At 57.6% G+C, this 12,171-nt stretch carries 11 protein-coding genes and 1 pseudogene; 4 read left to right on the top strand and 8 right to left on the bottom strand.

Annotated features, from left to right (window positions below; translation table 11 throughout):
• The first annotated feature begins 421 nt into the window (after positions 1 to 421).
• Complete coding sequence (locus tag LXM88_RS34285; RefSeq protein WP_262543926.1) at positions 422 to 1,483, top strand: hypothetical protein; 1,062 nt, start codon at positions 422 to 424, stop codon at positions 1,481 to 1,483.
• Here the strand turns inward: LXM88_RS34285 and LXM88_RS34280 are convergent.
• The 3 genes from LXM88_RS34280 to LXM88_RS34270 all read right to left on the bottom strand — a co-directional run bounded on the left by LXM88_RS34280 (position 1,480) and on the right by LXM88_RS34270 (position 3,599).
• Positions 1,480 to 2,472 (bottom strand): SMEK domain-containing protein, encoded by a 993-nt coding sequence (locus LXM88_RS34280; RefSeq protein WP_262543925.1) that lies wholly within the window; start codon positions 2,470 to 2,472, stop codon positions 1,480 to 1,482. The genes LXM88_RS34285 and LXM88_RS34280 overlap by 4 nt on opposite strands.
• Before the next feature lie 60 nt (positions 2,473 to 2,532).
• On the bottom strand, positions 2,533 to 2,883 hold the full coding sequence (locus LXM88_RS34275) for a hypothetical protein (protein ID WP_262543924.1): 351 nt from the start codon (positions 2,881 to 2,883) through the stop codon (positions 2,533 to 2,535).
• Positions 2,884 to 3,182: 299 nt separating this feature from the next.
• Entirely contained in the window at positions 3,183 to 3,599 is a 417-nt protein-coding gene (locus LXM88_RS34270) for a TIGR02594 family protein (RefSeq protein WP_262547066.1), read from the bottom strand.
• 191 nt (positions 3,600 to 3,790) lie between these two features.
• On the opposite strand from LXM88_RS34270, the gene LXM88_RS34265 reads away from it, so the two are divergent.
• The 3 genes and pseudogenes from LXM88_RS34265 (at position 3,791) to LXM88_RS34255 (ending at position 7,395) form a co-directional block, all read left to right on the top strand.
• Positions 3,791 to 4,702, top strand: a complete 912-nt coding sequence (locus LXM88_RS34265; protein ID WP_262543923.1) for a LysR substrate-binding domain-containing protein — start codon at positions 3,791 to 3,793, stop codon at positions 4,700 to 4,702.
• Between the two features lie 123 nt (positions 4,703 to 4,825).
• A pseudogene (locus tag LXM88_RS34260) lies at positions 4,826 to 6,141 on the top strand (MFS transporter).
• 12 nt (positions 6,142 to 6,153) lie between these two features.
• Positions 6,154 to 7,395, top strand: coding sequence for a metal-dependent hydrolase family protein (locus LXM88_RS34255; RefSeq protein ID WP_262543922.1), 1,242 nt, complete (start codon positions 6,154 to 6,156; stop codon positions 7,393 to 7,395).
• Between the two features lie 244 nt (positions 7,396 to 7,639).
• On the opposite strand, the gene LXM88_RS34250 is transcribed toward LXM88_RS34255, so the two are convergent.
• The 5 genes from LXM88_RS34250 to istB form a co-directional block, all read right to left on the bottom strand.
• A complete protein-coding gene (locus LXM88_RS34250; RefSeq protein ID WP_262543921.1) occupies positions 7,640 to 7,927 on the bottom strand; it encodes a hypothetical protein in 288 nt (95 codons plus the stop codon).
• 737 nt (positions 7,928 to 8,664) lie between these two features.
• Positions 8,665 to 9,321 carry an MAE_28990/MAE_18760 family HEPN-like nuclease gene (locus LXM88_RS34245; RefSeq protein WP_262543920.1) on the bottom strand — a complete coding sequence of 219 codons (657 nt, stop codon included), beginning with the start codon at positions 9,319 to 9,321 and terminating at the stop codon, positions 8,665 to 8,667.
• Positions 9,322 to 9,323: 2 nt separating this feature from the next.
• Positions 9,324 to 10,385 (bottom strand): DUF262 domain-containing protein, encoded by a 1,062-nt coding sequence (locus LXM88_RS34240; RefSeq protein WP_262543919.1) that lies wholly within the window; start codon positions 10,383 to 10,385, stop codon positions 9,324 to 9,326.
• Positions 10,386 to 10,872: 487 nt separating this feature from the next.
• Positions 10,873 to 11,385 carry a hypothetical protein gene (locus LXM88_RS34235; protein ID WP_262543918.1) on the bottom strand — a complete coding sequence of 171 codons (513 nt, stop codon included), beginning with the start codon at positions 11,383 to 11,385 and terminating at the stop codon, positions 10,873 to 10,875.
• Positions 11,382 to 12,170 (bottom strand): IS21-like element helper ATPase IstB, encoded by a 789-nt coding sequence (gene istB, locus LXM88_RS34230; RefSeq protein ID WP_262531593.1) that lies wholly within the window; start codon positions 12,168 to 12,170, stop codon positions 11,382 to 11,384. Before istB ends, LXM88_RS34235 begins: the two co-directional genes overlap by 4 nt.
• Position 12,171 lies beyond the last annotated feature (1 nt).

Genomic DNA, 12,171 nt, shown 5'->3' with positions numbered 1-12,171 from the left:
GAGCCGACATCTGAACTTCCGAATGACCAGCGGAGTTAACGACCGTTCCTGGCCGGACTGGGACACGTGCGACATTTGGTCCGACATCAGTTGCACAAACGTTGCCACGCAGTAGCACGACTGTGGCGCCGGTCGCACTTACTCTGGCGCCCTACGATCGCGGATGTCGACATGTCGCATAAAACTAAATACAAGTTTTTTTGCATCGAATTCTCTGAAATCAGTCGATGAAAATCGATCACTCCAAGGTGGCGCAAACCCGCCGCTGAAAGGCGTACCGGGGTGGACTGCTCCTGTGCCGACCGTGCGTGAACGCACAGACGCGGGCAATCACCCCGGGTAGCTTGCCCGCAGATGCGTGCCGCAAACACCTGCGTGCGCAGCGCGAAGCCGCACGAAAAGCAATCCAGAGGGCACCATCATGAGCGCGCTTCACCAAGGACCACCCGTCCCGTCTGGCCTTCGTCGCCTGTCCTGCGCCACATCCCGGTTGTCACTGCCGGCGTCAGCCGCGCGGCCTTCCCGCCCACGGCTGCGCAGCGCGCTCCTGCTGCTGGCGTGCCCGGCGCTGGTCACGCTGGCGGGCTGCCCGTCGACCGCGACCAGTCTCAAGATCAAGCCCCCACAACTGCAGGCGGTGCAGATCGATCTCAAGCGCCAGCTCGGGGTCTATCTTGCCGAACGCGCGAAGCGCAAGCCGCCCGTGGGACCGCTGGATTGCGGCAAGGGTGACATTGACTTCATGGTGACGACGGTCACGATGGACCTGAAGACCACGATTGACTGGACGGGGGGGGTCGGAGGCAAGGGCACCGTCGGCAGTCCGATCACGGTGCTGCTGCCCTCGGCGACGGGCACCCATGAAAACAGTCAGCACCTGACCTTCACCCAGACTCTGATGCCGCCCGCGCTGCAGGATCCCGCGCTGTTCGACCCAAAGAACGTGGCACTTCTGGAACAGAAACCGTCGGCCATCGCCGATGCCATATTCGCGCTGCGCGACGGGCTCGTGACGGCCGCCATGCGCGCGCCGGACGGCAGCCGCCTACCGTGCATGACCATCGTCGCAGGCGATGCAAAGGACCAGGGTGGCACTTTCGTGATCGGCATCACCGTCAGCAGCGACCTGTCCGGCAACATCACGCTGGGCGCACTCGACTGGGGCCCGACCTTTGCACGAAAAGCCTCAAATGAGAATACGCTCACCGTCACCTTCGTCCCGGTCTCAACCAACCTGCCTGCGGCTGTGCCGCCAGCAAATGGCCCTGGTCAACCTGCCGGTCAGGGCGGCTTCGTTGCGCACGCAGCGAGACCCGCTGCATGCAAGGTCAAGCCCGAGGACATCAATACGCATGTGCTGTGTACGAGCCCGACAAAGCACGACGTGACCTTCTGCGATACCTGTGGACGCGAGATTGGACCGTGGCAGCTGAACGGCGTGGAGGCAATCATGCGCGTGACGCCCCACAACGACCTGCGTTAGTCCAGCGCGGTGAAGTCGCAGTCGACGAGTGCTTGGTGGATTTTCTCGGGCGTATCCAGATAGCCCCTGAGCATCAGGAAGACATCCGGGAAAAGACCGACCGAAAACGTCATCTGGAAATGCGTCGGGTTGTCCTCATCGACCCAAAGGAGGCCTGCTTCAGCATGCGCCTCGTATAATTCGTAACCCTGCACCTCGGTCAGGCGCAGCTTCTGCTCGGTCGTCTTGATCCTCATCAATATGCGGTCGTCTTGCTCATTGCCGTGCTCGAAGATGTAGGCGAGAAACTCCCGCTGTCTGCGGGACAGCTCCACGAGCTTCCCGTGGAGTTCTACCAGGCCATCGAACAGCGCCTTGGCGTCCGCTGAACCGGGTTTTTCGTCCGCATGCTTGAGAAACGACCTCGCGCTTTTGGGCGGCCGATCCTCAACCTTTTCCGCCTGTGCGAGCAGACTGCCGGGCGACATTGCGCGGGCGACGGGGTGCAGCTGTTCGGTGACGTAGTCACTCAGCTTTTTCATCTGCGCGAGCGGAAGCTTTTCGATCGCATCCAGCACGTCGTCGATATCAATAATGTCTGTCTTGTGATCAAACTCGAAATCGTGTTCGGGATCCGTTTCGAAATCCTTCGAGTGGTTCGTTTTCTCGACCAGCATGAGGAACATCAGCCTGTCGTACTGCTTGTACAGCTCGTTTTCAACGAACGTCTCGATCGTCGTCTCGACCTTCGATCTTCCCGACGTGGACGAGAGCTGGAAACACAGCCGCGCACCGGGGTCAGCCAGGTCGATCGCCGCCGCGTTCATCTTCGCGTCGTTCGCGTTGACGAGATGGTACCCATACACCTGGTTCAGCACCTCGCAGTAGAAGCGCTCACAGTGCCGGTTGACGTCGGTCAACCCTCTTTTGGACATGCTTTTGACCACGTAACGCAGCACCGACAGCCGCATTACGATACCTTCGAACAGCTCAGCCTTCTCCAGGACCATATCGTCGCTCCGAGGACTCGGCGTGCCCGAGTGCAAACGCCGGTTTCAAAGCCGACGATTCTAGCGGATGCGGGGACTACCACATCGGAAGCTGCGCAACACGCGATTACCGCGCAATCGCTCAGCCCATAGGAGAAGTACAGGCAGGGCCGCCACGGCCATCACCGCCACGCACGCGGCCTGCATGCGCACGCGCAGGAGCCACAGCGGACACGCCACCATCCCAAGGACGCCGAACAGGATCAGCAGGGAGTCGTGCGGACCTACACCCCGCAGGGTCTCGGCCAGCGCGGCGATCCACGCGACGGCGGCCAGCCATATCGTCCACTCGGGCCCACGGCCGGCATCTGGCGGCAACATGAAAAGCCGCAAGCCGGCGAAGCGGGACCAGATCTGTCGAAACGGTGACATGGACTGTTATAGCCGACTCCGTTTTGATCCGGATGCCGAAGTTGACGTGAACCAGCACGTCGTCGACGTCATCCTAGAATGGACGGCATTTCCGAACTCGCTGCCCCGGATCATCGACGCGTCTGCAACCGGTTCATTTTGGCGTCGGCTGCAACAGGAGAGATTGACGTTGCTGGTGAGCGTCCGCTACTTGAGCGGGAGCCGACTCTCAAGAGTCTGCACTTTAGCCCATGCCAATGTCTGAAAGTGGCCGAACTGTGTCAGACGATCTGACGCTGTCTGTTTGGTCTAGTCTAGCCTTATACACATACTGCGTCGGGCCAGCGGTAGCCGATCACTTCGTTCAACGGGTACGCGAGTTCGCGCACTTCTTCCAGTTGGTTGCCGCCGAACAGGTGGACGTGTTCGTCGTCGTGGCGCAGGTAGAAACCGACGTGACCTTTCCAGCTCACGGGATCGTCGCGCGTCAGGATGGCGATGCAGCCGTAGACCGGGCGTTCCAGCGGGCAGCCCCACTCGAGCCATGAGCGCGCGAGCGCCGAACCCGTGCCGCGAATGCCGGCGTGCGTCATGCACCAGTTGACGAATGACGAGCACCAGGAAATCTTGTCGTCGTAACCGACCAGGTTCGTCTGGTTGTTGTATTCGACGATACGCGGGTTGATGCTGCCAGGCGGGTGGCGGCGGATGCCGAGTTCGGCCAGCGCGACGGACATCCACGGCGGATGACCGGCTTTCGGTTTGCTCTCAGGATTTGATAGGGTCACGTCGTTCTCGGGCGAGTGTCAGTGTGATTTCGCTCAATCTTCGCATGAATATAGCGAGTCTACAGCGCCCTTCCCGCCTTGTGATTTCCTTTCGATCCACCCGTATCATGTCGGCAGCGCCATCGACTCCCCTGCCCGCCATGCGCATCACGCCCCTGCCGCCCCTTCAGTGCCTCGTCGCGTTCGAAGCCGCCGTGCGGCACGCGAGCTTCACGAAAGCCGCCTCCGAACTGCACCTGACCCAAAGCGCGATCAGCCGCCAGATCCAGCAGCTCGAGGAATTCCTCGGCCGCTCGCTGTTCGTCCGCGAGCATCGTTCGTTGCGGCTGACGATCGCAGGCGAGCAATACGCGGCGCAGGTGCACCATCTGCTCACGCAATGCGCGGAAGCCACGCACGACGTGATGAAGCCGTATGGCGACCTCGAACTGACGATCGCGTGCTCGTCCGGCGTCGCGCTGCTGTGGCTTACGCCTCGGCTACCGGACTTTCGCACCGCGTATCCGAACATCAAGCTGCGCCTGATCGTGCGCGATGGTCTTGCGTCGATGTCGCCGGCGGAATTCGACGTCGGCGTCTACTACGTGCGCCAGCAAGCGCCTGCCGAATACACCGCGCGCCGGCTGTTCGACGAGGAAGTGTTTCCCGTATGCGCGCCCGGCTATCTGGCCGGCCGCACGCTCGACGCGACCGATCTCGCGAACGAGACGCTATTGCGCCTCGAGGACGGGCAGCGCCAATGGATGTCCTGGTCCGAATGGTTCGACATGAACGACGTCGACCGGCAGAAGGCGCAGCCGCAGGACATCACGATCAACTCCTATCCGCAGATCGTGCAGATGACCATTCTCGGCCAGGGCGTGTCGCTCGGCTGGCGCTACATGATCGACGCATGCATCGAGGCCGGGCTGCTCGTGCGCGTGACGGAAGCGTCCGCGAGCCACGGCGGCGGCTATTACGTGATCTCGCCCAACGACCGCGCGCAGAACCAGGCCGCCCGCCTGTTCACGCGCTGGCTGTTCGAACAGGCGGAGAAACAGACCGCACCCTGAGCGCGATGCATGCGTGCAGCGCATGCGTGCATGCGAATCTTTCGTTTCAGAAAAAAATCCGGCTGTCCTTAGCATGGGATTCACGCGGGGCAGCCGTCCCGTCTTCTGACAAAGGAAGAGACCATGCAAGGAACGCTTTCCCCGCGCGCCGCGCCTTCCATCGATGTGGCAGTGCAGCAGCGCCGCCGCGCCATGTCGCGACCGTGATCGGCAACGGTCTCGAATGGTTCGACTTCACCGTCTACAGCTTCTTCGCGGTGATCATCGCGAAGCTGTTCTTCCCGACCGGCAACGAACTGACGTCCGTGCTGCTCACCGTCGCGACGTTCGGCGTCGGTTTCTTCATGCGGCCGGTGGGCGGCATCGTGCTCGGCGTCTATGCCGACAAGGTCGGACGCAAAGCCGCGCTGTCGCTCACCATCCTGCTGATGGCAGCCGGCACCGCGCTCATCGGGATCGCGCCGACCTACGAACAGGCCGGCATCGCCGCGCCGCTGCTGATCGTCGTCGCGCGGCTGCTGCAAGGCTTCTCGGCCGGCGGCGAGATGGGCGGCGCCACTGCGTTCCTCACCGAATACGCGCCGCCGGAGAAGCGCGCGTATTACTCGAGCTGGATCCAGTCGAGCATCGGCTTCGCGGTGCTGCTTGGTGCTGCGACCGGCACGTTCGTCACGACGTCGCTCGACGCGCAGGCGTTGCATAGCTGGGGCTGGCGTCTGCCGTTCCTGCTCGGGATCATCGTCGGGCCGGTCGGCTACTTCATCCGCAGCCATATCGACGAGACGCCGGCGTTCAGCGCCGTCGAAGCGCAGGCGAAGGAAAGCTCGCCGCTGAAGGAAGTGCTGTCCACCTACCCGCGCGAGACGTTCGCGAGTTTCTCGATGGTCATTCTGTGGACCGTGTGCACCTACGTGCTGCTCTTCTACATGCCGACCTATTCCGTGCGCACGTTGCATCTGCCGCAGTCGACCGGGTTTGCGGCCGGCATGGTCGGCGGGCTGATGATCATGTGCTGCTCGCCGATCGTCGGCAGGCTCGCCGACGTGTGGGGACGGCGCGTGTTCCTGTCCGGCTCGGCGCTCGCAATCCTCGTGCTCGCTTGGCCGATGTTCGCGTGGATCAACCATGCGCCCGGGTTCACGTCGCTGATCGTGTTCCAGGCCGTGTTCGGTGTGCTGATTGCGACTTATACCGGGCCGATCCTTGCGGCGTTCGCCGAACTGTTTCCGACCAAGGTGCTGTCGACCGGGCTTTCCGTTGCGTACAACTTCGCGGTGACGATCTTTGGCGGGTTCGCGCCGTTCCTGATTACCTGGCTCATCGCCCGGACGGGCAGCAACATGGCGCCTGCCTTCTACGTGATCCTCGCGGCGGCAGTCAGTTTCGTCGGGACGCGTTTCGTGAAGGATGCGAAGCGTGGCGCCTCCATGACTCGATAAGGATATTTCCCCATGACCATTACCGTGCTTCAAGGCGGCAACGTTCTCGACCTCGAACGAGGCGTGTTGCTCGAACATCATCATGTCGTGATCGAAGGCGAGCGGATTGTCGAAGTTACTGATCGGCCGGTGGATTTGCCGAATGCGCGGGTGATTGATGTGCGCGGCAAGACCGTGATGCCGGGGTTCATCGATTGCCACGTGCACGTGCTGGCTTCGAATGCGAATCTTGGTGCCAATGCGACGCAGCCGAATATTCTCGCGGCGATTCGGTCGTTGCCGATTCTCGATGCGATGTTGTCGCGTGGGTTTACCAGTGTGCGGGATGCGGGCGGTGCGGATTGGAGTTTGATGCAGGCGGTCGAGACGGGGCTGATTTCTGGGCCGAGGATTTTTCCGTCGGGGAAGGCGTTGTCGCAGACCGGCGGGCATGGGGATTTTCGGCCTCGGGGGGATTTGCTGGAACCCTGCTCTTGTTGTTTTAGGACGGGGGCGATTGCGCGGGTCGTGGATGGAGTTGAAGGTGTGCGGCTCGCGGTGCGCGAAGAGATTCAGAAAGGCGCGACGCAGATCAAGATCATGGCTTCTGGTGGGGTTGCGTCGCCGACTGATCCGATTGCTAACACGCAATATTCCGAGGATGAGATTCGGGCGATCGTCGATGAGGCCGAGGCTGCGAGTACTTATGTGATGGCACATGCGTATACGGGGCGGGCGATTGCGCGGGCCGTGCGATGTGGCGTGCGGACGATCGAGCACGGGAATCTCGTAGATGAAGCGGCCGCGAAGCTCATGCATGAGCACGGGGCGTTTGTGGTGCCTACGCTCGTTACTTATGACGCGCTTGCCAAACATGGCGCGGAGTTCGGAATGCCTGCGGACTCCGTGGCGAAGGTGGCTTCCGTGCAGCAGAAGGGACGCGAGTCGCTGGAGATCTATGCGACGGCCGGCGTGAAGATGGGGTTCGGGTCGGATCTGCTTGGGGAAATGCACGCGTTTCAGTGCGGGGAGTTTCGGATTCGGGCTGATGTGCTCGGGAATCTGGAAGCGCTCAGGTCAGCGACGACGGTGGCGGCGGAGATTGTCAATATGCCGGGGCAACTGGGCGTCGTGGCCGCCGGTGCGATTGCCGACATGGTCGTGCTCGACGGAAACCCGCTCGACGATATCGGCGTCGTGGCCGGTGAAAGCGAGCACGTCGCCTATGTGCTGCAGCGCGGGCGGATCGTAAAGGCGCGGGACGGCGGGCGTTGACGCGTCACTTGTGCACGCACGTGGACATTCAAGGTCATCGCTTGAATCCGGATGCGTCCGATCGTTTCAACACGCGCGGCGCGGCCTCACGGGCCTTGCGGTCGTGACAGTTGTTGAAGGTGGTTGTGAGCGCGATTCGCACCGTACAAGGCCATGGCCGGGGCAGTTGCGCCCCGGCAGTCAGTCACGTTCGAGCAAAACTTGCAATGCACCCGCAAAGGCCACGCAAAGTGGCCCTTGCTGTTTATGCCTCGTCGTCTTCCTGGGCAGCCTGACCGTAGGGCTGCTCTCGCCAGTTCAGCGCGCTGTGGTCAGGCGTGATGGTGACCTTTCGGAGATCGAAATTGAACTCGAGATAGACGTGATCGCCCGGTTTGAATCCGAACATCTCGAAATGCGCGTCGATGGCGCGCATCCAACGCATGTACGGTTGGCCCTCTTGGGGAAGGTCGGGCTTGTTGTCGAGGGTCAGTTCAACCTCGGGGTACCGTTTGAGCTTCTTGGGACGTGACTTACTATAGGCGTTAGCCATTTCCGACTCCGTGTATGAGTTGGTGGTGGTCAGCGGGTCGTATGGGTTGCCGCCCATGCGGCCCGCGCTTTTTGTTGCCGTGGATTTCCCTACTCTCTCCCCCTTCGCTGCGTCTTGTTGGGCAAGACGGACTTTTTTCGACCATCGGGGCGAAGGGTGCTGCGAACTACTCCGATGGGCGAGAAGCAAGGCTTCATGACCAGTGTAGTCGCGCTGGCATCTCAGAAATGGGGAGTTGGGGGGGATTGGCTGTTAGGTATAGGGATGCGCGTGAAGCGGAAGATCGGGCTGCGAGTCCCCCTTGCGCCAGCGCTCCCCTATTACCGCTTTCAGAGTGTCCGTGTACTAGATCCACCGTCTCTGTTTCATTGCAACACTCTTCACAATGCGAGCATCAAGCGTGTTGGATCAACAGATTGAACTCACAACCGCACTTTTATTAACGTTTAATTTTTTAAAAAAAATCCATAATTTAAAATATTAGTTTTTTAAAAACATCACTGCCACGAAATGCCGAGAAAACATAAAAATTTATTGATATACTATAATTAGTATTTTTAATATTTAGGCAATGCGATAAAATCCACCCTCTTTCACTCCCTACTCATCCCGCGTTTGTGGCTTTTTAAAATTTCAAAATGCCGACGGCCTGAGTTGGCCGTTTTTATCCAAAGACTCAGGAAATAAAGGCTCACACAGACCGACGGCATCAAAGTTTCATCTCACTACCGACAATGTCATTTCATGCAGCGGTAGCTACCAGCTTCTAGATGCGTCCCCACGGCGCAAATGAATTCCCGAAGGATCACGCCCACTGACGTTGAAGCACGTCTCAGATCCAATGTCTTAATTCCTTGCCCGCCATCAGACATAGATTGCTCGCCATGTGCAATCTTGTTTCTTTTATTTTTAACCCAAAGCATTCTTTCCGCGTCACCCTTAATAAAAGGTATTTTTTCCATACCATACGAAATACCGATGACATTTAATTTCCTCGCGTCCACATTTCCCGAGAATAGTGGCTGCCTGCGAAGATAGTCGGAGAATTCAGGAAAAGTCTGCCCCATGGATCTGAACCTGTACTCCTGATCGGCGACTTTATCCGCATCGCTAATGTAAGCCCCCGCAGTCTTACCAAAGGCATAACGGAGCATCTTAATCCGAAAGGCATCTGAAAGATCATCGTAAAACAAAGAAGACGCTCGATCATGAACTCTCTCAATAGCAGAATATGCCGTTGCCTCGATATTATTGTACAGCGCAATAAAAACACTTGATTTAAGAACGACAATCACATCAACCTTGCGACGAATTTCGCTGACGTCGTCAATATGATCAAGCAGCCGACTGATAGAGTACTCTCTATCAGCAAGATCCGCGAGAACCCCATTCATGTTTAGGCTCGCATGGACAAAATGTGATCCTTGACGAAATGAATTCGCTTCAGCAAATTTTCAGTGGAATGAGTCCGATACTCACCATTTATTGATTTATTGAACTCTCGGTCCCTCAACCAATACTGGACATCAATCTTCTTTTTGAGTACTAGTTGAGGTACTTCCTTGAGTGCGAGATGAGTACCAACTGCGATTGCCTCAAAGAAGATACGCGAGGCATCCTTGTTTGGACCCTTAAGGAAGCCATACTCGAAATTCTTGACAACGAATTCGATCATCGAATTGAAATTGAGAAGCTTTTCAGCCTTCTCATCGCTAACGAATTCATCCCGCTTCGACGCCATGTAATGATCAAGTGCTTTGCTAACACTGCGAGAAAATTCCGTATATTTTGGATAAATGTCAACAAGAGCGAAATATCGTAGGACCAACTCCTCATACTCCTGACGCTTCTGGACATTTCGAGAGAGCCGTAGCGCGGTACGGAAATCCATATTATTAGCGCATTCATTATATAAAAAATCGGTAAAGGGTCCTCGATAGACACCCTTGCGAGTTTCCATATTGCGCAGAATATCGCTTCCCTTGTTGATCCGTTCGAAGAGATCATTTTTTATTTCATCCGTCGCGCTTTCTGAAAGAACGATGACGGTGAAGGTCGTATTATTGAATTTTCTCTTTCGTGAAACATCGAAATCATCAAAGGCCATGCCATTCAGCTTAGTGACCTTATCAAGAGCATCAAGGCGCAGTTCGTTATTTAGAAATGCGCTAAGCGTGCGCACCCGCTGCGACCCATCGACAATCTCTAGGCGACCGTCCTTGTTTTCGGCTACAAATATTGGTGGAATAGGTAGCCCGAGAACAATTGACTCAATCAAACGAGACTGGCGCGCATTGTCCCAAACAAAATCTCGCTGATACTCCGGCACGTAAATTTCGTTCTCGTTGTCTTCGATGCCATCCATATACTTTTTCACAAGGATCTCAATAGTATAGTCCTTGCTATCATAGGCAACAGTTTTCTTCAACTCAATAATTTGACTTTCAACATCACTCATTTTTACTTTTTACCTTTATGGTTAAACAATCATCAATACTGCCATGACAACCGCGATTGCAGCGTCTACTGCTTTCGCAAACTGAACACCCGGTTACTGACGCCGATCTGACGTCTAAATGGTCGAGCAACACCATAGACGAACATCGCTTCCTGGCCGAATCCGGTCATCGATACATTGCATCCCCGTACCGCGCGACACGAGCGTCTGCAGTTACATTTCAGTTATTCCTCACACACGCACATGACATCGGGAGACTGCGTCCTATTGAATGACTTTATCTGTATAAGGCTGGACTAGATCAAACAGACAGCGCCAGATCGGCTGACTCAGTTCGGCCAAAAACAGTCATTTCCCAAGAGCTGTTTTCGGCCCCAAGATGGCGAATCTATAGATGCGTCCCTACCACTGCACGAAACCAAACCTCAGTTAGGGCTTGGCTCGCGCTCAGCGAGCACTTAAATCGACGCCCGTAAAAATATCTGCATTATTGAATGCGCTGTTTCGAGCTCCCCGCTTGCGCAGTGACGCCATTTTCAGTCGGCACGAGCGTCCAGATCTTGGCATCAATTCCGTCGTTTTGCAGCTTGCGCAGGAAGTAACGTGCCTGCAGAGCGTCATGGGTAGCGATCACGACCTGGAAACCATGATCAACTATGTAGTCACGCAGCAAATCGAAAACAGCAGAGGCATGCACCAGGTCGTGGTGCTGCGTCGGGTCATCCAACAGCAGCGCTTTCCAAGGAGACCACTGATGACTCATGGCCATTGAGAGTAGGAAGGTCAGTTGAAGATCCGTCAGCTGTGCCTCACTCGCGATATCTGGTACTGGTACCGCTTTATTGCCAAGCGGTACAGAAACGCCAGCACGATCCTTGTTATATGAGCTGAAGAACTTCAGGCTTGCCTCGTTGTCACGGATCGGCGTAAAGGAGCCGGGGATGATCGGCGTAATGGCGCCAGTAGAACTGGGGTAAAGCGCGGGTTCGAACGGTTTCAAGGTTGCGGTTTTTTACCGTTTTTGGCAACTGTATTTTGGGGCAGATCAGGCATGGGTTTCGGTGCGCGTCGGCTGTCGCCTTCAAGCACGAGCCGGTAGGCGCCGTGGCGTAACCGATCCAGAGTTGCTGTGCCGAGGATGCGGTTGTCGGGGAACGCGGCGCCCCATTCATCGAAGTGCAGATTCGATGTGAGGATCGTCGCCGCGCGCTCGTAGCGGGCATCCACGAGATCGTGGAAGTCCTCATCCTGCGGGGTATGCAGAGGTTTAAGCGCGAAGTCGTCAACGATCAGCAGCGGTACCTTGGCGAACTGCTGGAACCGGCGTTCGTAGGTACCGGTCGCGCGCGCGGCGTTCAGCCGCTTGAACAGCTCGGTCTGCGAGATGAACAGCACGTCGCGCCCCTGTCGGGCCGCGCAATGTCCCAGCGCTTGCGCCAGATGGCTCTTGCCCGTGCCTGTCTGCCCGGCGATCAGGATCGAGACCTTCTCGTCGAGATAGCGGCCGGCCGCGAGATCGTAGACGTAGGCGCGGTTCAAGGCGGGCAGCAGGTCGAAGTCGAAGGACTCGAGCGTCTTGCCGATGGCGAAGCCGGCACGCGAGAGGCGGATGGCGAGCTTGCGGTTCTCGCGGCGGGCAACCTCGTCGTGCAGCAGCATCGCGAGGAACTCGGTGTAGGCAAGTTGTCCGTCGATGGCCTCGCGGTTGCGCTGTTCGAGCGAGTCGAGGATGCCGGACAGGCGAAGCTGCTTGAGGATGGAATTCAGTTCGGGACTCGGATTCATG

The organism is Burkholderia sp. S-53 (genome assembly GCF_025560745.1).
Lineage (GTDB): Bacteria > Pseudomonadota > Gammaproteobacteria > Burkholderiales > Burkholderiaceae > Burkholderia > Burkholderia pyrrocinia.
This window is presented reverse-complemented; position numbering and strand designations above follow the sequence as displayed.

What these genes read in the sequence shown, in the direction of transcription:
- LXM88_RS34285 (WP_262543926.1), top strand. Translation starts at nt 422, where the DNA reads ATGAGCGCGCTTCACCAAGGACCACCCGTCCCGTCTGGCCTTCGTCGC.
- LXM88_RS34280 (WP_262543925.1), bottom strand. Translation starts at nt 2,472, where the DNA reads ATGGTCCTGGAGAAGGCTGAGCTGTTCGAAGGTATCGTAATGCGGCTG.
- LXM88_RS34275 (WP_262543924.1), bottom strand. Translation starts at nt 2,883, where the DNA reads ATGTCACCGTTTCGACAGATCTGGTCCCGCTTCGCCGGCTTGCGGCTT.
- LXM88_RS34270 (WP_262547066.1), bottom strand. Translation starts at nt 3,599, where the DNA reads ATGTCCGTCGCGCTGGCCGAACTCGGCATCCGCCGCCACCCGCCTGGC.
- LXM88_RS34265 (WP_262543923.1), top strand. Translation starts at nt 3,791, where the DNA reads ATGCGCATCACGCCCCTGCCGCCCCTTCAGTGCCTCGTCGCGTTCGAA.
- LXM88_RS34255 (WP_262543922.1), top strand. Translation starts at nt 6,154, where the DNA reads ATGACCATTACCGTGCTTCAAGGCGGCAACGTTCTCGACCTCGAACGA.
- LXM88_RS34250 (WP_262543921.1), bottom strand. Translation starts at nt 7,927, where the DNA reads ATGGCTAACGCCTATAGTAAGTCACGTCCCAAGAAGCTCAAACGGTAC.
- LXM88_RS34245 (WP_262543920.1), bottom strand. Translation starts at nt 9,321, where the DNA reads ATGAATGGGGTTCTCGCGGATCTTGCTGATAGAGAGTACTCTATCAGT.
- LXM88_RS34240 (WP_262543919.1), bottom strand. Translation starts at nt 10,385, where the DNA reads ATGAGTGATGTTGAAAGTCAAATTATTGAGTTGAAGAAAACTGTTGCC.
- istB (WP_262531593.1), bottom strand. Translation starts at nt 12,170, where the DNA reads ATGAATCCGAGTCCCGAACTGAATTCCATCCTCAAGCAGCTTCGCCTG.